The organism is Streptomyces vastus (genome assembly GCF_039532825.1).
Lineage (GTDB): Bacteria > Actinomycetota > Actinomycetes > Streptomycetales > Streptomycetaceae > Streptomyces > Streptomyces vastus.
The window spans coordinates 246211-266692 of sequence record NZ_BAAASJ010000032.1 but is presented as its reverse complement, the minus strand read 5'-3'; the positions used below and the strand labels follow the sequence as shown (position 1 = coordinate 266692).

General features: G+C 70.2%; 20 protein-coding genes and 1 pseudogene. 13 read left to right on the top strand and 8 right to left on the bottom strand.

Features of this window, described 5'->3' with window-relative positions; genetic code table 11:
* Positions 1-95: 95 nt before the first annotated feature.
* Entirely contained in the window at positions 96-527 is a 432-nt protein-coding gene (locus ABD357_RS16455) for a type II toxin-antitoxin system Rv0910 family toxin (protein ID WP_344390854.1), read from the bottom strand.
* 306 nt (positions 528-833) lie between these two features.
* On the opposite strand from ABD357_RS16455, the gene ABD357_RS16450 reads away from it, so the two are divergent.
* The 3 genes from ABD357_RS16450 to ABD357_RS16440 all read left to right on the top strand — a co-directional run bounded on the left by ABD357_RS16450 (position 834) and on the right by ABD357_RS16440 (position 3723).
* Complete coding sequence (locus ABD357_RS16450; RefSeq protein ID WP_344390852.1) at positions 834-1367, top strand: Clp protease N-terminal domain-containing protein; 534 nt, start codon at positions 834-836, stop codon at positions 1365-1367.
* A gap of 168 nt (positions 1368-1535) precedes the next feature.
* Positions 1536-2540, top strand: a complete 1005-nt coding sequence (locus ABD357_RS16445) for an EamA family transporter (protein ID WP_425584890.1) — start codon at positions 1536-1538, stop codon at positions 2538-2540.
* Positions 2541-2736: 196 nt separating this feature from the next.
* Entirely contained in the window at positions 2737-3723 is a 987-nt protein-coding gene (locus ABD357_RS16440; protein WP_344390850.1) for a DMT family transporter, read from the top strand.
* Here ABD357_RS16440 and ABD357_RS16435 read toward each other — a convergent pair.
* Complete coding sequence (locus ABD357_RS16435) at positions 3705-4379, bottom strand: pyridoxamine 5'-phosphate oxidase family protein (RefSeq protein WP_344390849.1); 675 nt, start codon at positions 4377-4379, stop codon at positions 3705-3707. The genes ABD357_RS16440 and ABD357_RS16435 overlap by 19 nt on opposite strands.
* A gap of 101 nt (positions 4380-4480) precedes the next feature.
* Here ABD357_RS16435 and ABD357_RS16430 point away from each other — a divergent pair, with 101 nt between their 5' ends.
* On the top strand, positions 4481-5812 hold the full coding sequence (locus tag ABD357_RS16430) for an aminotransferase class I/II-fold pyridoxal phosphate-dependent enzyme (RefSeq protein ID WP_344390848.1): 1332 nt from the start codon (positions 4481-4483) through the stop codon (positions 5810-5812).
* 2 nt (positions 5813-5814) lie between these two features.
* Here ABD357_RS16430 and ABD357_RS16425 read toward each other — a convergent pair.
* Positions 5815-6819: pseudogene (locus ABD357_RS16425) on the bottom strand (DMT family transporter).
* 74 nt (positions 6820-6893) lie between these two features.
* Between ABD357_RS16425 and ABD357_RS16420 the strand changes: the two are divergent.
* Positions 6894-7790: a LysR family transcriptional regulator gene (locus tag ABD357_RS16420; RefSeq protein ID WP_344390847.1), complete on the top strand. Its 897-nt coding sequence runs from the start codon at positions 6894-6896 to the stop codon at positions 7788-7790.
* Positions 7791-7939: 149 nt separating this feature from the next.
* Here the strand turns inward: ABD357_RS16420 and ABD357_RS16415 are convergent, their stop codons facing one another.
* Complete coding sequence (locus tag ABD357_RS16415) at positions 7940-8407, bottom strand: pyridoxamine 5'-phosphate oxidase family protein (RefSeq protein ID WP_344390846.1); 468 nt, start codon at positions 8405-8407, stop codon at positions 7940-7942.
* 121 nt (positions 8408-8528) lie between these two features.
* On the opposite strand from ABD357_RS16415, the gene ABD357_RS16410 reads away from it, so the two are divergent.
* Positions 8529-9173: an isochorismatase family protein gene (locus ABD357_RS16410; RefSeq protein WP_344390845.1), complete on the top strand. Its 645-nt coding sequence runs from the start codon at positions 8529-8531 to the stop codon at positions 9171-9173.
* On the opposite strand, the gene ABD357_RS16405 is transcribed toward ABD357_RS16410, so the two are convergent.
* Complete coding sequence (locus tag ABD357_RS16405) at positions 9166-9633, bottom strand: Rieske (2Fe-2S) protein (RefSeq protein ID WP_344390843.1); 468 nt, start codon at positions 9631-9633, stop codon at positions 9166-9168. The two genes, ABD357_RS16410 and ABD357_RS16405, sit on opposite strands and share 8 nt — an antisense overlap.
* Before the next feature lie 95 nt (positions 9634-9728).
* Positions 9729-11843 (bottom strand): prolyl oligopeptidase family serine peptidase, encoded by a 2115-nt coding sequence (locus ABD357_RS16400; RefSeq protein WP_344390842.1) that lies wholly within the window; start codon positions 11841-11843, stop codon positions 9729-9731.
* A 51-nt stretch (positions 11844-11894) separates the two neighbouring features.
* On the opposite strand from ABD357_RS16400, the gene ABD357_RS16395 reads away from it, so the two are divergent.
* The 6 genes from ABD357_RS16395 (at position 11895) to ABD357_RS16370 (ending at position 17352) form a co-directional block, all read left to right on the top strand.
* Positions 11895-12662, top strand: a complete 768-nt coding sequence (locus tag ABD357_RS16395; protein ID WP_344390841.1) for a HipA family kinase — start codon at positions 11895-11897, stop codon at positions 12660-12662.
* Positions 12659-13051 carry a DUF3037 domain-containing protein gene (locus ABD357_RS16390; RefSeq protein WP_344390839.1) on the top strand — a complete coding sequence of 131 codons (393 nt, stop codon included), beginning with the start codon at positions 12659-12661 and terminating at the stop codon, positions 13049-13051. Before ABD357_RS16395 ends, ABD357_RS16390 begins: the two co-directional genes overlap by 4 nt.
* A 141-nt stretch (positions 13052-13192) precedes the next feature.
* Positions 13193-13954: a 3-oxoacyl-ACP reductase FabG gene (fabG, locus tag ABD357_RS16385; protein WP_344390837.1), complete on the top strand. Its 762-nt coding sequence runs from the start codon at positions 13193-13195 to the stop codon at positions 13952-13954.
* A gap of 17 nt (positions 13955-13971) precedes the next feature.
* Positions 13972-14730: an SDR family oxidoreductase gene (locus ABD357_RS16380; protein WP_344390836.1), complete on the top strand. Its 759-nt coding sequence runs from the start codon at positions 13972-13974 to the stop codon at positions 14728-14730.
* Between the two features lie 202 nt (positions 14731-14932).
* Positions 14933-16513 (top strand): ABC transporter substrate-binding protein, encoded by a 1581-nt coding sequence (locus ABD357_RS16375; RefSeq protein WP_344390835.1) that lies wholly within the window; start codon positions 14933-14935, stop codon positions 16511-16513.
* Between the two features lie 140 nt (positions 16514-16653).
* A complete protein-coding gene (locus ABD357_RS16370; protein WP_344390834.1) occupies positions 16654-17352 on the top strand; it encodes a uracil-DNA glycosylase in 699 nt (232 codons plus the stop codon).
* Between the two features lie 588 nt (positions 17353-17940).
* On the opposite strand, the gene ABD357_RS16365 is transcribed toward ABD357_RS16370, so the two are convergent.
* Both ABD357_RS16365 and ABD357_RS16360 read right to left on the bottom strand, forming a co-directional pair.
* A complete protein-coding gene (locus ABD357_RS16365; protein ID WP_344390833.1) occupies positions 17941-18453 on the bottom strand; it encodes a DinB family protein in 513 nt (170 codons plus the stop codon).
* A gap of 61 nt (positions 18454-18514) precedes the next feature.
* Positions 18515-19105, bottom strand: coding sequence for a TetR/AcrR family transcriptional regulator (locus tag ABD357_RS16360; RefSeq protein WP_344390831.1), 591 nt, complete (start codon positions 19103-19105; stop codon positions 18515-18517).
* A 149-nt stretch (positions 19106-19254) separates the two neighbouring features.
* On the opposite strand from ABD357_RS16360, the gene ABD357_RS16355 reads away from it, so the two are divergent.
* Positions 19255-20466, top strand: a complete 1212-nt coding sequence (locus tag ABD357_RS16355) for an FAD-dependent monooxygenase (RefSeq protein WP_344390829.1) — start codon at positions 19255-19257, stop codon at positions 20464-20466.
* Positions 20467-20482 lie beyond the last annotated feature (16 nt).

The following is a 20482-nucleotide window of genomic DNA, read 5'->3' as shown; positions in this document are numbered from 1 at the left end:
CGCTGGCGCACCCGCCACCAGATCCGGGCCCGAGCCAGCCACTACCGCACCCGAGCCGCACAAGCTCACTCACCGTGAAACCACCGGCTGTAGTACTAGGTGACCAACCCGCCCAGTTTGCGCAGCGATTCGTTGAGGGCCGCTGTTGCCGAGTCCTTGAGCTTGCCCGCCATCAGTGAAACGGCGGCGCCCGTGAACTCCCCGTCGATACGGACCTGGGTGGCGGCCTCGCCCTCCGGTGTGAGCGTGTAGCGCGTCGCGACGGTCACGGACATCGGTCCCTTGCCGCGGATCGCCAGCGTGCGGGCGGGCTCCAACTGCTCGATGGTCCAGTCGACTTCAGCGGGGAAACCCATCAGCTTCATGTGCTCCTCGAAGGTGCCGCCGACTTCGAGGGTCTGCGGGCCGCCCTTGGGGAAGCTGGTGTGCGTGGAGTTCCACTCCCCGTAGGAGGAGAAGTCCGTGAGCTGCGCCCAGACCTTCTCGGCCGGCGCCTCGATCCGTGCTTCCGCGCTGACTTCGGCCATGCGACCACCCCTTCGTGTCAGGCGCTGCGCCGGGCGCAGCTACGGTGTCGCGGAACGTAGCCGCAGGGCCTGCAACATTCAATACTGATGAACCGTCAGGAAGTTGGGGATCTCCGTGGATGTGCGCCGGGGCAGGGTGGTCGCACGTGCGGCGCGAGGCAAGGCGGCGCACGCTCCGTCGGGGACAAGGGCGTGATGTCATCCGCAAGGAGGAGAATCCGCCTACGCCTGCCCAACTTGTGTCGGACGCGAAGATGCTTCCCGCCGGGGATGACCCGGCTCGAAGAGACTGATGGGGTAAGGGGTGTGCAACCGCGTATCCCCCGGCAGCAGGCCGCCGATCGTGGCCTGAACCGTATGGACATCGAGGCCGGGCTCAGTGAGGAGCTGGCGGCGGTGGTCGCCGGTGCCCGCAGAAGGGCACTGCGGGACGGGGACAGGCAGATCGACACGGCTCATCTGCTGCATACGCTCCTCGAGTCCGACCCGGAGGTGCGTGCGGTCGTCGACGACGGGCCTCGGATCGCGCGGCTGCTCGGCTATCTCGTACAGCGCAGCATCGGCTACGGCCTGCGCTGGCAGAGCGGCGTGGAGGACTCCGGTGCCGTGCCGACCGTACGCGAGGACGGCTGGTCCCCGGTGGCGGCCGGCGCCATGGAGTACGCGTGCGCGCTCGCCGCGCGGCGAGGCGGCGAACCGGCGGACGGGATCGACCTGCTCGCGGCGATCGTCGCGGATCCCGAGTCCCGGGCCGTGGAGGTGCTGGAGCGGGCTGGAGTCGACGTGGCGACGCTACGGGCCCGTCTTGACGCCGCGGTGGAGCCCGGCGTCGAAGCCTGAGCGGCCGCGAGCCTGAGCTGTCACGGCTGACGCTCCCCAGTTGTGCTGCGGCGGTTTCCAGGGGTACGTCCGCACTCGTGCGTAGTCGTGCGTAGTTGTGACCGTCCAGCCGTCGAGACAGGTGTCATTGGGGATGACGCTCCTGTCGTCGCCTGCCATCATGTGCCGATGCGTGCATCTGAGAGCAGTCACGGCACCCGGCAAAGAGGCGTCGGCCTGAGCCTCGCGCTGGTGTCTGCGGTCGCGTTCGGGGGATCCGGTGTCGCGGCCAAACCCTTGATCGACGCGGGCCTCGACCCGCTCCACGTGGTGTGGCTGCGCGTCGCGGGCGCCGCCGTGGTGATGCTGCCGCTCGCCGTACGCCACCGGGGGCTGCTGCGCGAGCGCCCCGCGCTGCTCGCCGGGTTCGGGCTGCTGGCCGTGGCCGGTGTCCAGGCCTGCTACTTCGCGGCGATCTCCCGGATCCCCGTCGGGGTCGCGCTGCTCGTCGAGTACCTCGCGCCGGCACTGGTTCTCGGCTGGGTGCGGTTCGTGCAGCGGCGGCCGGTGACCCGTGCCGCCGCCCTCGGAGTCGTACTCGCCGTCGGCGGGCTCGCCTGTGTCGTCGAGGTGTGGTCGGGGCTGAGCTTCGACCTCCTCGGACTGCTGCTCGCGCTCGGCGCCGCCTGCTGCCAGGTCGGCTACTTCGTCCTGTCCGACCAGGCCGGCGACGCGGGCGACCAGGCCCCGGACCCGCTCGGCGTCATCGCGTACGGCCTGCTCGTCGGCGCGATCGTGCTGACGCTCGTCGCACGCCCCTGGGGCATGGACTGGTCGATCCTCGGCGGCGGCGCGAACATGAACGGCACGACGGTCGCCGCCGGGTACCTGCTGGTCTGGATCGTGCTCATCGCCACCGTCCTCGCGTACGTCACCGGCGTGCTGGCCGTGCGCCGGCTCTCCCCGCAGGTCGCGGGCGTCGTGGCCTGCCTCGAAGCGGTCATCGCGACCGTCCTCGCCTGGATCCTGCTCGGCGAACACCTCTCCGCGCCGCAGCTCGTGGGCGGCGCGGTGGTGCTGCTCGGCGCGTTCATCGCGCAGTCGTCGACGCCCGCCAAGGGCTCGGAGGGGCCGGTGGCCAGTGGCGGGGGCGACACCGATAAGGAGTTGTCGGCGCGGGGCAGCGCCGCCTAGGCATGCCGATCATGCATTCGGACGCACTCGTTCTTCCTCCCCCCGCCGCCTGAGGCGGGCCCTCCGGAATCCACGCCCGACCGCCGGTCGGGCGGAACGGTGCTGCCCGCAGACGAAGTCCGAGGACCTTCCACGCGCCGCTGTGCTCTGCGCGTGACGTGGTCCTTTCCGAACTGCGTATCTGCGGAGAGAACACGTGTCGAATGCTGCTTCCGGCCTGCCCATCGGGCGAGGCCTCCTCTATCTGACCGTCGCCGGCGCCGCCTGGGGCACCGCGGGCGCGGCCGCCTCGCTCGTCTACCGGGCGAGCGACATGGGCCCCATCGCCCTGTCGTTCTGGCGCTGCGCAGGAGGACTCCTCCTGCTCCTCGCCGCCCGGCTCCTGCGGCCCCGGGCGCGTCGCACCGCACGGCCGCGCCTTCGTCCTCGTACGACCCTGCTGCGGATCGGGATCACCGGTCTCGGTCTCGCCATCTTCCAGACCGCGTACTTCGCCGCCGTCGAGGCGACCGGACTCGCCGTGGCCACCGTCGTCACCCTCGGCGCCGGTCCCGTGCTCATCGCGCTCGGGGCGCGGCTGACCATGGGGGAGCGGCTCGGGCGGGGCGGGAGCGCCGCCGTCGTCGGGGCGCTCGCCGGGCTCGCGGTGCTGGTGCTGGGCGGCGAGGGTGCGACGGTGCGGCCCTGGGGTGTGGCGCTCGCGCTCGTGTCCGCCGCCGGGTACTCCGTGATGACGTTGCTGACCCGGTGGTGGGGGCGTGACGGCGGGGCCGACGCGTCCTCCGCCACCGTGGGCGCGTTCGCCGTCACGACGCTGTGCCTGCTGCCCTTCGGCCTGACCGAGGGACTGGTGCCGCACACCGCCGAACTCGCCCTGGTTGTAGCCCTGTTGGCGTATGTCGCCGCCATCCCGACCGCCCTCGCGTACGCCCTGTACTTCGCGGGGGCCGCCGTCGTCCGGTCGGCCACCGTGTCCGTGATCATGCTCCTGGAGCCGGTGAGCGCGGCGGCACTGGCCGTGGGGCTGCTCGGCGAGCGGCTCACCGCGGCGACGCTCGTGGGTACGTTGCTGATGCTCGGCTCGGTCGCGGGGCTCGCGGTCGCGGAGGCGCGAGACGGCGCGGAGCGTATGCGGGAGGCGCCCGAGACGCCCGAGGAGGAGCCTCAGAGCGTCGTCAGGTAGTCGGGCAGTTCGACGCTGGTGGCCAGGTCGTCGGCCGGGACGGGGGTGCCGTATCCCTTGTGGAGCGGCACCACTCCCGTCCAGTGCGGCAGGCCCAGGTCCTCGGGCTCGTCATTGGGGCCGCCCGTACGGAGCTTGGCGGAGACCTCCCCCAGGTCGAGACGGAGTACGGCGGTGGCGGCCAGCTCCTTTCCGTTGGCGGGCCGGGAGTCCTGCGAGCGGCCCGGGACCACCTGGTCCACGAGGGCGTCGAGGGCTTCGCGCTTCTCGTCGGGGTCCGTCACCTGGTGGGCGATGCCGTGCACCACCACGGAGCGGTAGTTGAGCGAGTGGTGGAAGGCCGAGCGGGCCAGCACCAGACCGTCGACGTGCGTGACGGTGAGGCAGACCGGGAGCCCCGGCTCGGCCTGGCCCGCCATCCGCAGCGGACGCGAACCTGTCGAGCCGTGCACATAGAGCCGCTCACCGATCCGGCCGTACAGCGTGGGCAGTACGACCGGCGCTCCGTCGCGGACGAAGCCCAGATGGCAGACGTACCCCTCGTCGAGTATCGAGTGCACCGTCTCGTGGTCGTACGCGGCACGCTCGCGGGATCGGGCGGGGACGGTGCGGTCGGTCGGGGTGTAGGCGGCGGGCCGCGGGGCCGTCTGCGTCATCGGGGTCTCCAGCTCTCCGTGTTGTTCCGTGTGCTCGGTCGTTTCGTGCGCTCGGCGTGCGCGCTTGCTTGAATGTATTGCACTAGTGCATAATGTACTTTGTGCTAGAAGAGTATCGGATCGAGGGAAGGCGCGCAGCCGAGATTGCGGCCAGCGTCGAGCGCGCGGTGGGCGCGGGAGGACTTGAGCCCGGTCAACTGCTCCCGCCCATGAGGGAGTTGGCGGCCGATCTTGGTGTGAATCCCAATACCGTCGCGGCCGCGTATCGCACGCTGCGGGAACGTGGGGTCATCGAGACCGCGGGCCGGCGCGGCAGCCGCGTACGCCCCAAGCCGGCCACGACAGCTCGTGAGCTCTCCCGCCTGGAGGTCCCGCCCGGGGTGCGGAACCTGTCCGACGGAAACCCGGACCCCGCCCTCCTGCCCGCACTCACCGAGGCGTTCGCGGCGGCAGCGGCGCACGCGGACCGCGAGCCGGTGCTCTACGGAGAGGCCGCCGTGGACCCGGAGTTGGCGCGGCTAGCGCGTGCGGACCTGGACGCTGACGGGGTACCGGACGGGCCCGTCACCGTCACCTCCGGAGCGCTCGACGCCATCGAGCGCGTGCTGGCCGCCCACCTCAGGCCCGGGGACGCGGTCGCCGTCGAGGATCCCGGCTGGCGCAGCGTCCTCGACCTGGCCCCGGCGCTCGGGCTGCGTACGCTCCCGGTCGGTGTCGACGACGAAGGGCCGCTGCCCGACGACGTACGGGGCGCGCTGCGCTCGGGTGCCCGTGCGCTGATCGTCACCGACCGCGCGCAGAACCCGACCGGTGCCGCCGTGAGCGCCACGCGCGCGCGTGCCCTGCGTTCTGTGATCGCGGAGCACCCTCAGACCCTGCTCATCGAGGACGACCACGGCCATCGCATCGTCGACCTGCCCCTGCACCCGCTGGCCGGAGTCACCCACCACTGGGCCTTCGTGCGCTCGGCCGCCAAGGCATGCGGTCCTGACCTGCGGCTCGCCGTGTTCACCGGTGATCCCGTCACCGCCGACCGCGTCCAGGGGCGGCAGCGGCTGGGTCCGGGGTGGGTGAGCCATCTGCTGCAACGGGCCGTCGTGCGGCTGTGGGTGAGCGGTGCGGTGGACGTACGGGAGGTGGCGGCGGCGTACGGGCGTCGGCGGGACGCGCTGATCGCCGCGCTCGCGGAGCGCGGCATCGAGGCGTACGGGCGCAGCGGGATGAACGTGTGGGTGCCCGTGCCGGACGAGACCGGGCCCGTCGCACGGCTGCTGCACTCCGGCTGGGCCGTCGCGCCGGGCGCCGGCTTCCGGGTGAGCTCGCCGCCCGGCCTGCGGATCACCGTCTCGACGCTCGCCGCGCACGACATCGGGCCGTTGGCGGACGCGGTCGCCTCCGCCATCGACCCGGCGCCCGCACGGCGTTACGTCTGAACTCACCCCCTACGCTTGCGACTTGATCCGGACTGCGTGAGCGCCGCGCCCGCCAGCACGATGGCCGCGCCCACCGGTGTCGACCAGGTCAGCGACTCGCCGAGGATCGCGACGCCCGCGGCCGTGGCGATGACCGGGATGAAGTACGTGACCATCTGGGCCGTCGTCGGGCCGACCTCGGCGACCAGGCCGTACTGGACCAGCATGGCGACGCCCGTGCCCAGCGCGCCCAGTGCGACGATCGCGAGCAGGGGCAGGACCGCGAACCGGTTCGGCAAGGTGGTGAACAGCGGCGTGACCACGGCCAACTGGGCTGTCGCCAGCAGTAATTGGGCGCCGGTCAGTGAGAGGTTGGAGTAGCTGGAGCCGGCCAGCGCGCGCCGGAGGTAGATCCAGCCGATCGGGTAGCTGAGCGAGGCCAGCAGGGCCAGCGCCGTGCCCGTGGCGTCGAGACCGTGGAAGCCCTGCCAGGCACCGAGCACCGTGAGTACGCCGAGGAAGCCGATGCCGAGACCGGCGACCCGGTGGCGGGTGGGCCGGTCCTCGGAGAGGGCGACCAGCGACAGGGCCATGCCCCACAGGGGCGAGGTCGCATTGCATATCCCCGCGAGCGTGGACGGGATCGTCAGCTCGGCGTACGCGAACAGGGAGAAGGGGAGTGCGTTGAGGAAGAACGCCACGACTGCCAGATGCGCCCAGGTACGCGTCCCGCGCGGCAGCCGCTCTCGCTTTCAGGCCAGCGCGGTCGCGAGCACCAGGGTGCCGAACGCCAGCCGTCCGAGGGTCACTTGGAAGGGGGCGTACCCTTCCGTGCCGACCTTGATCAGCAGGAAGCTGAAGCCCCAGATGAGGGAGAGGATGCCGAAGCGGACGCGCCAGTCGAGGGGGCGGCGGGGCTTCGGTGCGGTGGTGTTGGGTGGAGCTGAGGGGCTTGGGTGGGTGGGGTATTGGGTGCCGGCGGGAGTGCGGGTTCGGGGGTGCGGGCGGCTTGGGGTGGCGGCGGTCATGTCGACCACGATGGACTGGGTTATCTCGTAGTACAAGCGAGACTTTTTTCGTGATACCTCGTAGCATCGCTTAGGTGTTGAACCTGGAGCGCCTGCGTACCCTTGACGCCCTTGCGCGGCATGGCTCGGTCAGTCGTGCGGCCGAAGGGCTGCATGTCACCACCTCGGCCGTGTCCCAGCAGATGGCCAAGCTGGAGCGGGAGGTGGGGCAGCAGCTCGTCGCCAAGAACGGGCGGGGGGTGCGGCTCACCGACGCGGGGCGGTTGCTCGCCGATCATGCCGCGCGGATTCTGTCCCAGGTCGAGCTCGCGCAGTCCGATCTGGAGGCGCAGCGGGGGCAGGTGGTGGGGGAGCTGCGGCTTTGCGCGTTCCCGACGGCCGCGCGCGGGCTGTTTCCCGCGGCGCTCGCCTCGCTGCGGGCCGAGCATCCTGGACTGCGGGTTCGGTCGCGGGAGTTGGAGCCCCAAGAAGGCGTTTTCGCGGTGGTGCGGGGCGATGTCGACATGGCGGTCGTGCTCGACTGGTACAACAAGCCGTTGCCTGTGCCGGAGGGGCTGGTCAAGGCCTCGCTTCTTGACGATGCCGCCGATGTGGCGATGCCTGCCGGGCATCCGCTTGCCGGACGGGACGAGGTGGGTCTGGAGGAGTTCGCCGACGACGAGTGGATCGCCTGGCCCGAGGGGGAGTTCTGCCATGAGTGGCTGTTCTTCACGCTTCGCGCCAAGGGGATTGAGCCTGTTGTCGCGCATCGGGCGGAGGAGCACCACACGCAGCTTGCGCTGGTTGCTGCGGGGCTTGGTGTGTGTGTTGCGCCGCGGCTCGGGCGGGGGGCGGTGCCGGATGGTGTGCGTACGGTGCCGGTTCGTCAGCGTGTCACCCGGCATGTGTATGCGGTGTGGCGTGCCGATGGGGATCGGCGGCCGTCTGTTCGGGCGGCGGTTGAGGCGTTGCGCTCCGCTGGGGGTTCGTAGGGGTTTTCTTCCCCAAGCCAGCCCCTTCCCGGAACTGGGGGCTGCGCCCCCAGGCCCCCGCTAGCGGGCTCTGTTTGGGTGCGGGCTCGTTGTGGCTTGTCGCGCAGTTCCCCGCGCCCCTTGCGGGGCACTACCGGAACCCCCTGTCGTCAAAGTGCGGCCAGCTTGCGGAAGTCCCATGACTTGATCGACTCCGGGGTCAGGCGGAGCCATGCGTGTCTGCCGTCGTGGGGCATCTCGCTCAGGCCGAAGTTCTTCTGCGCGAACAAGCGCTCCACGGCGCCTAGTTCGGGGCACGGCTCGCCCGTGCGCGGTGCCTCGCCTACGAACTCGACGGTGCCCGACAGCTCCACGCCCCGCAGCTCCCCGTACTCGTCGCCCGCGTCTACGACCACCGCGATGCGGGGGTCCCTCCGCAGGTCCGACCAGCGTTTGCTTCGGGTGATCGAGTACAGCCAGAGGGAGGTGCCGTCCCAGGCGAACCAGAGGGCGCTGAGGTGGGGGGCTCCGTCTGCCGAGACGGTTGCCACTCGGCAGGTGCGTTGGGTGGTCAGGAACTCGTCCAGTTCTTCGGGGGTCATCATGATCTTTCGGCCCCGGCGTTGCGTGGTGGTCATGTGGGTCCCCTCTTTTCTGACTGAGCGTCAGGAAATCATGCGGCGTCTTCCGCCCTCACGCAATGGTCGCTACGCTCGCCCGCCACCGCAGCGCCAGCCGTCTTCCGCGACAGGGGGAGCCATGCCGTCGTACGAAGAGCTCAGCGAACTCCTCGACCCAGCGACCACTGTTCTGCTGACCGTCGAGTGCCAGAACGGTGTCGTCGGGCCGGAGAGCGCGCTGCCCGAACTTGCCGAGGAGGCGCGTGCGTCGGGTGTTCTGGCCCGGATCGCGCAGCTGGTCGCGGGGGCGCACGAGAGTGGGGTGCAGGTGGTCCATGCGATTGCCGAGCGTCGGCCGGACGGGCGTGGTGCCAATCACAATGCCCGGTTGTTCCGGGCCGCGGAGCGGTTGCCGGTGCAGCAGTTGTCTGGGACTACGGCAGTGGGCGTCGCGGCGCCCATCGAGGTCGCGGACGAGGATCTCGTCGTACGCAGGCTGCACGGGCTGTCGCCGATCGCGGGCACCGACGTCGACCCGCTGCTGCGCAACCTGGGCTGCCGCGCACTGATCGTGACCGGCGTCTCGGCCAACGTGGCCATACCCAACGCCGTGTTCGACGCCGTCAACCGTGGTTACACCGCCGTCGTGCCGAGGGACGCCATCGCGGGGGTGCCCTCCGACTACACCACCGCGATGGTCCGCAACACGCTCGCCCTGGTGGCCGCCATCACCACCACGGACGAGGTGCTGGCCTGTTTCAAGCGTCCGCGCAGGATCACATGAGCATGATCGAGTCGCCGTCGACCATGACTTTCTCCTCGGTCAGCCCACTGGTCGCGGGCCCCTTCTTGACGCCGCCGTCCGTGACGCTGAACTGGCTGCCATGAGCGGGGCAGGTGATCAGGCCGTTGTCCACGGCGTTGACCTGCTGTTTCTGGTGCGGGCATGTCGTCGAGAAGGCCTTGAACTCGCCGGCCGTCGGCTGGGTGACGACCACCTTCTGGTCGGCGAACACCTTGCCGCCACCTTCCGGGATCTCGCTGGTCTTGGCCAGCGCCTCGCCGCCGCCCGAGCCGGCGGAACTGGATGATTCGGATGCGCCCGATGAGCCGGACGAGCTGTCGCCGGAGCCTCCGCACGCGGTCAGCGCGGCGGCGGCACCGGCCGAGCCGAGTGCCGCAAGGATCGTGCGACGGCAGACTGCAGGGGCAGGTTGGGCAGACTGAAGCGATTCGCTGGACATGTGGCGGTCCCTTCCACAGATGTACAGATGCGCTGCGGACCAACGCGGAGTGCGCTGATCCACATCAAGGTGTACGCGCACGTCACGAGGGTCGTTCACAAGGCGCTTGAGTTGTTGATGAAATCGAGATCAAGCCGGAGCAGCGTATCTATCACGCCTTCCTGTGTGACCAAATGGGTCGAACCGGGCAGTGGCAGCACCGTGTGCGGACGGCCCGCCGCAAGCAGTGCCGCCGAGAAGCGCAGGAGGTGCGCGGGCGCCACGTTGTCGTCGGCCATTCCGTGGACGAGCATCAGGGGACGCGTCAGCTTGTGCGCGTGCGCCACCAGGGAGCAGCGCTCGTAGTTCTCGGGCTGGACGTCCGGGTGGCCGAGGAAGCGCTCCTTCCAGTGCGTGTCGTACAGGCGCAGATCGGTCGGGGCCGCGCCCGCGACGGCCGCGTGGAAGACATCGGGCCGGTGCAGTACGGCACCCGCCGCGAGGTAGCCGCCGAAGGACCAGCCGCGGATCGCCACGCGGCTCGTGTCCAGCTCCGGAAAGAGGTCCGCAGCCGCGCGCACCGCGTCCGCCTGGTCCTCGACCACGGGCGTCAACTGGTCGCCGTGGATGGCCGTTTCCCACGCCCGGTCACGCCCTGGCGTACCCCGCCCGTCGACGGACAGCACGGCGAAGCCCTGGTCGGCGAACCACTGGTTCACCGCGTGGTGCCAGGCTGCCGCCTTCACGACGGTCTGCAGGCCGGGCCCGGAGTACGAGTGCACGATCACGGGCAGATGCCGCGCCCCCGGTCCGTACGACTCAGGTTCGTACGATTCCGGGAGGTAGAGCGCCGCTCGCAGTTCCCGCTCGCCGAGCGTCAGGAAACGGGGCCGCGGCTCGGTCACGGGCCGCTCGGACAGCACCCGGATCCGCCCGGCAGGCTTGCCGTCCCGCAGCACCGTCACCGTCTGCCCGTCGAGCGTCCTGCTGTCCAGGACGACCGTGCCGCCCCCGACGGCGGCGCTGTGCACGCCCGGCTCGTCGGTCAGCCGGACGAAGCCGCCGGCCGGGTCGTACGACCACACGTGGAACTCGGTCGGCTCCTGACTGGCCACGAAGAAGATCCGTTCGCCGGGCGCGCCGAGCAGATCATGGACATACATGTCCTCGGGTGTACGCACTCCGGTCGCCGGCATCCACAGTCCGCGGATCCCGTCCTGCGTGGTGAGGACGGGACCGGCGGCGGTGTGGACCGGAGTTCCGGGCACGAACTCCAGCCAGGCGGCGTCGCGTTGATGGTGCAGCGTCCTGGTCGCACCGGTCGAGGCGTCGATGCGGAGCAGATACGCCGAGCGCTGGTCCCTGGTCTGCACGACGGCGAAGGGGCCGCCGTCGCCCCAGCCCGCCTCCACGACGTACTCGAAGGCCGCGTCCGTCCACTCGCCCGCCGGATGCTCGTCGGCCTCCTTGGGAAACTGAACCTCGAGGCGGCCTCCGTCGAGCCCGACCACATGCAGCGACAGCTCCGCGTTGGCGGTGCCCGCGGCCGGGTACGGGACAGCGCGCGGCGGGTGCGTGGGGTGCGCCGGGTCGCTGATGTACCAGCGCTGGACAGGGGAGTTGTCGACGCGTACGACCAGCAGCGCCTCCCCGTCCGGCGACCACCAGAAGCTCCGCGTCCGGCCCAGCGACTCGGCGGAGACATGGTCGGAGAGCCCGTACGTCACCTGCGGGTGCTCCGGCCTGGCGAGCGCGCGGTCGGCCGTCCCGTCGGTGCGTATGACGCGGAGGGCGCCGTCGCTCACGTACGCGATGCGCGTGCCGTCGGGGCTGGGGCGCGGGGCGACGACCGGGCCCGGCGTGGGGATCCGGCGCGGAACGCCGCTGTCCGTGTGCACTGTCCAGAGGTCGCCGGAGAGGGCGAACACGATCAGGCGCACGGCCTCGTCGGTGGCGTACGAGACGATCCCGCCGGTTGTCTCGCGTGCCCGCTCCCTGCGGATCCGCTCGGCCTCCGGGTCCTCGCCGCCGTCGCCGAGCCCGCGCGGGTCCGCGAGCAGGCGCTCCTCGCCGTCCTCGTACAGCCACAGGCAGCCGGTCGTGGAGCGGCCGCTCGCGGTGCGCAGGAAGACCACGCGGTCGCCGTCGGGGGAGACGGTGAAGGCACGGGGGACGCCGAGGGAGAAGCGTTTCGTGCGGGCGAGTTGGAGGGGCAGGTCTTCGGCGGTCACAGTGATCCTTTCGGGCAGGGTGAAACGGGAACATCCAAGTAACCTGGGACGATGCTCAAGGAAGTCAGCGCGACCCGGTACATCACGCCTCTGCGTGAGGGCGGCTCGCTGCCGGGGCTCGTCGAGGCCGATGATCTCGGAACGTACGTCATGAAGTTCACCGGTGCCGGGCAAGGGCGGAAGACCCTCGTCGCGGAGGTCGTCTGCGGTGAACTCGCCCGTCGTCTGGGTCTGCGCGTTCCGGGACTGGTCACGATCGGGCTCGATCCGGTCATCGGACTCGGTGAACCGGACGAGGAAGTACAGGAGTTGCTCAAGTCGAGCGGTGGGCTGAACCTCGGGATGGACTTCCTCTCCCGCGCGATCGGCTTCGACGCCCTCGCGCACCGGGTGAGCCCCGAAGAAGCCGGGAAGATCGTCTGGTTCGACGCGCTGGTCAACAACGTGGACCGATCATGGCGTAACCCCAATTTGCTCGTGTGGCAAGGTGAACTGTGGCTCATCGACCACGGTGCCACGATGATCTGGCAGCACAACTGGCCCGGCGCACCCGCCTCCGTGGCCCGGCCGTACGACGCCTCCGACCACGCGCTCGCGCCCTTCGGACCCGAAATCGCCTCCGCGGCCGCTCAGCTGGCGCCGCTCGTCACCGACGAGCTGCTCGCCGAGGTGACCGCCGAGATCCCCGAGGCCTGGCTGACTGACGAGCCGGGGTTCGACTCGGCTGACGCTCTCAGGCGCGCGTACGCGGAGCCGCTGCTGGCGCGCGCCGCCACGATTCACGAACGCATCGAGATCGGCGAGGTGGGGGAGAAGTGAGCGGGCGCGACGGCCGTGACGTCTACGAGTACGCGCTGCTGCGGGTGGTGCCGCGCGTCGAGCGGGGAGAGTGCTTCAACGCGGGTGTGCTGGTCTACTGCCGCGCGAAGTCGTACGTGGCGGCGCGCACGCATCTCGACGAGGGCAAGCTGCGGGCGCTCGACCCGGCGGCGGACGTACCCGGAGTGCGCGCCGCGCTGCGCGCGGTCGAGGGCGTCTGCGCCGGAGGCGCGGCGGCGGGGCAGGCCGCGCGCGACGACGCGGGCCGGCGCTTCCGCTGGCTGATCGCGCCCCGCTCGACCGTCGTCCAGCCGGGTCCCGTGCATACGGGTCTCACCGCGGATCCCGAGGCCGAGGCCGAGCGGCTTCTCGACCTGCTGGTGAGGTGATGGATCACATGTGCGCGGTGTTCCGTTGACACCGGGTGCCAGGGCTTCTAGCGTCACTTGCGCTGAGGGTACTAAGCGGTCGCTCACCGGAGGGGCGTACCGTCCGAGCAGCAGGCTTTTCAAAGGCGAGGAGAACCAGCAATGTCCACCACTGAGCAGCGGGTCGCCGTAGTCACCGGTGCCGCGCGCGGTATCGGAGCCGCGACCGCCGTACGCCTGGCCGCCGAGGGGCGCGCCGTAGCGGTGATCGACCTCGACGAGGCCGCGTGCAAGGACACCGTGGAGAAGATCACCTCCGCCGGTGGCAAGGCGATCGCCGTCGGCTGCGACGTCTCCGACGAGGCCCAGGTCGAGGCCGCCGTGACGCGGATCGCCGAGGAACTCGGTGCGCCTACCATCCTCGTGAACAACGCGGGTGTGCTCCGCGACAACCTCCTCTTCAAGATGAGCGCGTCCGACTGGGACACGGTCATGAACGTGCACCTGCGCGGCGCCTTCCTGATGACGCGGGCCGTCCAGAAGTACATGGTGGACGCCAAGTTCGGCCGCGTCGTCAACCTCTCCTCGTCCTCGGCGCTCGGCAACCGCGGCCAGGTCAACTACTCCGCCGCCAAGGCCGGTCTGCAGGGCTTCACCAAGACGCTCGCGCACGAGCTCGGCAAGTTCGGGGTCACCGCGAACGCCGTCGCGCCCGGGTTCATCGTGACCGACATGACCGCCGCCACCGCCGAGCGCGTCGGCATGGGCTTCGAGGAGTTCCAGGCCGCGGCCGCCACTCAGATCCCCGTACAGCGTGTCGGCAGGCCGGACGACGTCGCGGGCGCGATCGCCTTCTTCACGGGCGACGACACCGGATTCGTCTCCGGACAGGTGCTGTACGTTGCCGGCGGACCGCTCAACTAGGGCCGGGGAAAAGAGACATGACCACTGTGGAACTCTCGGGAAAGGTCGCGCTCATCACCGGCGCGAGCCGCGGTATCGGCTACGGCGTCGCCGAGGCGCTGGTCGCCCGCGGTGACCGGGTCTGCATCACCGGGCGCAACGAGGATGCACTCAAGGAGGCCGTGGAGAAGCTCGGCGCCGACCGGGTCATCGGCGTCGCGGGCAAGGCCCACGACGAGGCCCACCAGGCCGCTGCCGTCGAGCGCACCATGGAGGCGTTCGGCCGCGTCGACTTCCTGGTCAACAACGCGGGCACGAACCCGGTCTTCGGGCCAATCGCCGAGCTGGACCTCAACGTCGCGCGCAAGGTGTTCGAGACCAACGTCATCTCGGCGCTCGGTTTCGCCCAGCAGACGTGGAAGGCCTGGCAGAGCGAGAACGGCGGTGCGATCGTCAACATCTCCTCCGTGGCCGGCGTCTCGGCCTCGCCCTTCATCGCCGCGTACGGCATCAGCAAGGCCGCCATGATCAACCTGACCGTCCAGCTGGCGCACGAGTTCGCGCCCAAGGTGCGCGTCAACGCGATCGCCCCGGCCGTGGTCAAGACCCAGTTCGCCAAGGCTCTGTACGAGGGCCGCGAGGAGGAAGCGGCCGCGGCCTACCCGCTCGGCCGGCTCGGTATGCCGTCGGACATCGGGGGCACCGCCGCGTTCCTCACCTCGGAGCAGTCGGACTGGATCACCGGGCAGACGCTCGTCGTCGACGGCGGGATCTTCCTCAACGCGGGGGTCGGCTGACGGTGACGTCGGGCGTCCGGTCGGCCCGGCTGAAGCCGCCCGGGCGCCCACGCGTGAGGGTCGTGCGAAGGAACGACACCATTCCCGCACCGCATGGACATAGCCGCTGATCAAGGGCGCTGCCAGGGCGGCGCCCCAACTGGTCGGTTGCTGCGGTATCGTCTGGCCACCCTTGTGGTATGGCCGATCGAGGAGCGTGCGCGTGTTCAAGCGGGACAGGTATCTGCGTCAGATGGGGGCGATCACGTCCATAGCCCTGGTCGCCGGATGCGGTGTCTTCTCCTCGGGTTCCTCCGACGACGGGAAGCCAATCGTCGTGGGGACGACCAGTCAGCCCAGCACCCTGGATCCGGCGGCCTCTTGGGACAGCTCCTGGGAACTGTTCCGCAATGTCCACCAGACCCTGCTGAATTTCCCCGCCGGTGCGTCCAAGCCCGAGCCCGACGCCGCCGAGAGCTGCAGGTTCACCGACAGCTCCAGCTCGGTGTACAGCTGTAAGCTGCAAGAGGGCCTGAAATTCTCCGACGGACACGCGTTGGACGCGAAAGCCGTCAAGCACTCCATCGACCGGATCAAGAAGATCAACGTCAACGGTGGCCCCGCCGGTCTGCTGACCACCCTCGACCGAGTCGAGGTGAAGGGCGACCTCGAGGTCGTCTTCCGTCTGAACCAGCCCGACGCGACGTTCCCCTTCGTGCTTTCCACGCCCGCCATGGCGATCGTGGATCCCGAGAAGTACCCGGCCGACAAGCTCCGCGATGACGGCGGCGTCACCGGCGCGGGGCCGTACCGCCTTGAGTCGTACGAGGACGGCAAGGAAGCCCAGCTCGTCAAGAACGACAGCTACAAGGGCATCGCGAAACTCAAGAACAACGCTGTCACCATCCGCTACTTCTCGGAGTCGTCCCAGGTGGTCAGCGCTCTGAAGAAGAAGCAGATCGACGTCATCTACCGCGGTCTCGGCGCCACCGACGTCGTGGACATCCAGGAGAACGGCGACGACACGGGGCTCCAACTCGTCGAGAACCCCACCACCGAGATCAGCTACCTGGTGTTCAACCCCAAGGACCCATGGGCCAAGAGGCCCGCCGTCCGCAAGGCGATCGCCCAGGTCATCGATCGTCCGGCGCTCGTCCACAACATCTACAAGGACACCGTCGAGCCGCTGTACTCCATGATCCCCAAGGGCCTGGTCGGCCACACCACGGGCTTCTTCGACGACTTCGGCAAACCCAGCTCCGCCAAGGCCAAGCAGATCCTCGCGGATGACGGCATCACCGAGCCCGTCCCGATCACCCTCTGGTACACGACCGACCGCTACGGCTCGCAGACGAAGCCGGCCTTCGAGGAGCTGAAGCGGCAGCTGGAGGCCTCCGACCTGTTCACGGTCAAGCTGAAGAGCCGCCCCTGGAAGACCTACGCCCCGGGCTACCAGAAGGGCGAGTACCCGGTCTTCGGGCGCGGCTGGAACCCCGACTTCCCCGACGCCGACAACTTCATCGCGCCCTTCGTGGGCGAGCAGAACGCGCTCGGTACCCCGTACGACGCGCCAGAGATCACGAAGGAACTGATCCCCGAGTCCCGCCGCGAGAGCGACCGGGGCGCCGTGGGCGCCCAGTTCGAGAGGGCCCAGGCGATCCTCGTCGACGACGCGCGGCTGATTCCGCTGTGGCAGGGCAAGTCGTACGTGGCCGCGAACGAAGAGATCGCCGGTGCCGAGAACTCCATCGACCCGGCGACGATGATGGCGATGTGGGAGCTGTACTGGAAGACCAGCTGGTAGCTCCGCCCGCTTCGCCTCGGGCCCGATTGTCAGTGGGCGCCTGTAGGTTCTGTGCTCTGAGGACGGCCGCGCCCAGCGCGGCCGTCCTGGCCGTACGCACACTGCGGCCCTGAAGTCAGCGCACAACGGAGGAAGTTCACGTGACCGACATCGCCATGCTGCCCGAGTCCTGGCGCGGCGTCCTGGGCGAAGAGCTGCAGAAGCCCTACTTCAAGGAGCTCACCGAGTTCGTCGAGGAGGAGCGCGGAAAGGGTCCCGTCCACCCTCCGCGCGAAGAGGTCTTCGCCGCGCTCGACGCGACGCCGTACGAGCGGGTGAAGGTACTGATCCTCGGCCAGGATCCGTACCACGGCGAGGGCCAGGGGCATGGCCTGTGCTTCTCCGTCCGGCCGGGTGTCAAGGTCCCGCCGTCGCTGCGCAACATCTACAAGGAGATGCACGAGGAGCTGGGCACCCCGATCCCGGACAACGGCTTTCTGATGCCATGGGCCGAGCAGGGCGTCCTGCTGCTCAACGCGGTGCTTACGGTGCGTGGCGGCGAGGCCAACTCGCACAAGGGCAAGGGCTGGGAGAAGTTCACAGATGCGGTGATCCGGGCGGTGGCCGCGCGGCCCGACCCGGCTGTCTTCGTGCTGTGGGGCAACTACGCCCAGAAGAAGCTGCCGCTGATCGATGAGGGACGGCACGTCGTGGTGAAGGGGGCGCACCCCTCGCCCCTGTCCGCCAAGAAGTTCTTCGGCTCGCGCCCGTTCACCCAGATCAACGAGGCGGTCGCCCGGCAGGGCCACACTCCGATCGACTGGCGGATCCCTAACCTGGCTGACCGGCTGACCGGCTGACCCCGGGGGCCGGGGCTCAACTCCCGTACGTCTCCTTGCAGATGGTCGCCTGCGGACTGTCCGGCTGCCAGCCGCCGTACGTTCGGCCCAGGTCGCACGCACCCGGGTTCGCCTGGCCCGGCCGGGGCCGGACGTGTGGGTCGCTGCGCCGCGCAGGAGGCTGTTCGCGGCTCTGGGGCTCAGTGGTCCTCGGCGGGTCAGTGGGGATCCGGCGCGGGGCGGCCGTGGGAGGCGGTGGTGCTGTCGGCCGAGGTGTTGCCGCCGACGGGGAAGGGCGGCTGGGCGGGCCGACGCGTTCCAGGGCCTCCTGGGCCGGGGCCTGCACGAGGTGCGGGTCGGACCTGACCTCGGGCTGTTGTGACGAGGGACGGCTCGCAGGCGCCGGTACGCCGGGGGAGGGCGGGTACTGGACGGTCAGGCAGCCGGAGACGGCCGAGACGGCCACGGTGACCAGGGGCGTTGCGGTGGTCGTGGATCGGTGCACCCGCGCAACTCTGCTGGGTCCGGGCCGCCTTGGGGAGCCGTGAAGCGGAGGATGCCCCGCCCGGGTGAACGGCTCGTGGGGGTGCCTCGGCCCGCACGGGGGTCTCAGTCGCCGATGGCCCCGTCGATGCGCTCACGGATCATATCGGCGTGGCCGTTGTGGCGGGCGTACTCCTCGATCATGTGGGTGTAGATCCAGCGCAGGTTGAACCGCTGGCCGGTCCGCAGGTGCTTGCCCTCGGAGATGTCGTCGAGGCCGAAACGGGCCGCGTTGCCCCGGGCGCTCTCGATCTCGGCCTGCCAGGTGGCGTAGGCCTCCTCCCAGGTGTCCGTCTCGGAGAGGTGGAAGTCGCCGTCGCGGTCCTCCTCGGTGAAGTAGATCGGGCCGGCGTCCTCAGCTGCGAGCACTCTGCGGAACCAGCTTCGCTCCACCTCCGCCATGTGCCGCACCAGCCCCATCAGGGTCAGCTCGGACGGTTCTACGGAGGCGGTCCTGAGCTCGGCGTCGGTGAGGCCTTCGCACTTCCACGCGAGGGTCAGCCGGTGGTAGTCCAGCCAGCCCTCCAGCATCGTGCGCTCGTCGGCGGTGGGGGCGGGCTCAAGGCGTTCGGTCGTCATCTGCGCATCCTGTCTCGCCCGTTGACGCAGCGCCAGGGGATTTCGCCGGGCCCGGCCCGGATCAGCGACCCAGCATCCCGGCCAACAGCTCCCGCAGCCCCTCCCGCACCTCGTCGAGACTCGGCTCCTCCGCGTGGTACGAGCCCGCCGCGCAGGCGAACATCAAGCCGTCGGACCAGGCGACCAGCGACCGGACATGCCGCGCAGGGGACGGCGAACCCACCGCCGCCAGCATTGTGGTCAGGGCGTCCCGGAAGAGCCGCCCCTGTGTGTCGTAGAACGCGCGCAGCTCCGGGCGGCGCGTCGCCTCCAGGGCCAACTCATAGCGGGCCACGAGCAGGTCACGGTGGCGGGTGAGGGAGCGGTGCACCGCCAGGGCCAAGCCGTCGACGAGCGCGTCACGCCCGCCCCGCGGGTCCGGCATCTCCTGCAGTGCCAGCACCTTCGCCTCGCGCTCCGCGAGTCTGCACACCGCGGCCTCCAGCAACGCCAGCCGCGTGCGTGCGTAGTTGGATGTGGACCCCTGCGGCAGCCCGGCCGCCTCGTCGACCGCGCGGTGTGTGAGGCCGCGCATGCCGCGCGCGGCGAGGAGGCCGAGGGCGGTGTCGGTGATGAGTTCGGCGCGGGTCGGGCCGGTGCTGCGTACGGACATGAGGCCCAACCTACCGTCCGCACTACACCTGTAGTACGGTCGAGGCATCCGGTCACTACAGGTGTAGTTTCCGTGCGAATCGCAGACATCAGGAAGCGCAAGAACCGTAGGTATCGCAGATCGCAGATCGCAGAACCGCAGGAGGAGACATGGCACAGGTACCCCGCGCGGTCGTCGTGGGCGGCGGCCTCGGCGGCCTGACCGCGGCGGTGGCGCTGCACCGGCGCGGCTGGCGGGTCACCGTCCTGGAGCGGGCCCGTGCGCTCGAACCCGTCGGCGCCGGAATCTCCCTCGCCCCCAACTCCCTCCGCGCCCTCGACGTCATCGGACTCGGCGACGAGATCCGCGAACTCGCCGCCTGGCAGGGCGACGGGGGCCTGCGCACCCCGTCAGGCCGCTGGCTCATGCGCACCAGCACGGCGGCCATGGGCGAACGCTTCGGCGGGCCGCTCGTCGTGCTGCACCGGGCCACACTCATCGACAAGCTGGCCGCACAACTACCCGAAGGCGCCGTACGCACAGCCGCTGCAGCGAGCCTCACCGACCCGGGCGACCCCGGCGACGTCGGCCGCCCGGCCCGCGTCGGCACACCCGACGGCGAACTGGAGGCCGAGCTGGTCGTCGGCGCGGACGGCATCCACTCCGCCGTACGCCGCACGCTGTTCCCGGAGCACGGAGGGCCGGTCTACTCCGGGTTCACGACGTGGCGTGTCGTCATCCCGGTGCCTGGTGCCGCCTTCGCCTCGCACGAGACCTGGGGCCGTGGCCGTATCTGGGGCACACATCCGCTCAAGGACGGCCGGATCTACGCGTACGCCGCCGCCATCGCCCCGGCAGGCGGACGGGCACCCGACGACGAGCGCGCCGAACTGGTCCGGCTCTTCGGCGACTGGCACGAACCGATCCCCGCCGTCATCGCCGCGGCACGCCCGGAAGACGTCCTGCGCCACGACGTCCACCACATCGCCGAGCCCCTGCCCGCCTTCCACCGCTGCCGGGTCGCCCTGCTCGGCGACGCCGCGCACGCCATGCCGCCCACGCTGGGACAGGGCGGGAACCAGGCGATCGAGGACGCCGTCGTGCTCTCCGGCCGCAGCGACCCCGAAGGGCCCGACCTCGCCGCTTACACGGCGGACCGCAAGCCGCGCACCACCGCCATCGGCCGCAAGGCCGTCGGCGTCGCCCGCCTCAACATGATGCGCAGCCGGCCCGGCATCCTCCTGCGCAATGCCACGGTCGCGGTGGTCTCCAAGGCCGGACCGGGCCTCTTCCTGCGGAGCTTCGACGGAATCGCCGACTGGAGGCCACCACAGCCGCCGTATGCTTCGGACCGGGCACACACCCGTGAGACACCCGCATAGGCGCCCCTGAGGACCC

Bases quoted from the DNA above. Each gene is read 5' to 3' on its own strand.
- ABD357_RS16455 (WP_344390854.1), bottom strand. From the start codon at position 527: ATGGCCGAAGTCAGCGCGGAAGCACGGATCGAGGCGCCGGCCGAGAAG.
- ABD357_RS16445 (WP_425584890.1), top strand. From the start codon at position 1,536: ATGCGTGCATCTGAGAGCAGTCACGGCACCCGGCAAAGAGGCGTCGGC.
- ABD357_RS16435 (WP_344390849.1), bottom strand. From the start codon at position 4,379: ATGACGCAGACGGCCCCGCGGCCCGCCGCCTACACCCCGACCGACCGC.
- ABD357_RS16415 (WP_344390846.1), bottom strand. From the start codon at position 8,407: ATGACCACCACGCAACGCCGGGGCCGAAAGATCATGATGACCCCCGAA.
- ABD357_RS16410 (WP_344390845.1), top strand. From the start codon at position 8,529: ATGCCGTCGTACGAAGAGCTCAGCGAACTCCTCGACCCAGCGACCACT.
- ABD357_RS16405 (WP_344390843.1), bottom strand. From the start codon at position 9,633: ATGTCCAGCGAATCGCTTCAGTCTGCCCAACCTGCCCCTGCAGTCTGC.
- ABD357_RS16395 (WP_344390841.1), top strand. From the start codon at position 11,895: ATGCTCAAGGAAGTCAGCGCGACCCGGTACATCACGCCTCTGCGTGAG.
- fabG (WP_344390837.1), top strand. From the start codon at position 13,193: ATGTCCACCACTGAGCAGCGGGTCGCCGTAGTCACCGGTGCCGCGCGC.
- ABD357_RS16380 (WP_344390836.1), top strand. From the start codon at position 13,972: ATGACCACTGTGGAACTCTCGGGAAAGGTCGCGCTCATCACCGGCGCG.
- ABD357_RS16365 (WP_344390833.1), bottom strand. From the start codon at position 18,453: ATGACGACCGAACGCCTTGAGCCCGCCCCCACCGCCGACGAGCGCACG.
- ABD357_RS16360 (WP_344390831.1), bottom strand. From the start codon at position 19,105: ATGTCCGTACGCAGCACCGGCCCGACCCGCGCCGAACTCATCACCGAC.
- ABD357_RS16355 (WP_344390829.1), top strand. From the start codon at position 19,255: ATGGCACAGGTACCCCGCGCGGTCGTCGTGGGCGGCGGCCTCGGCGGC.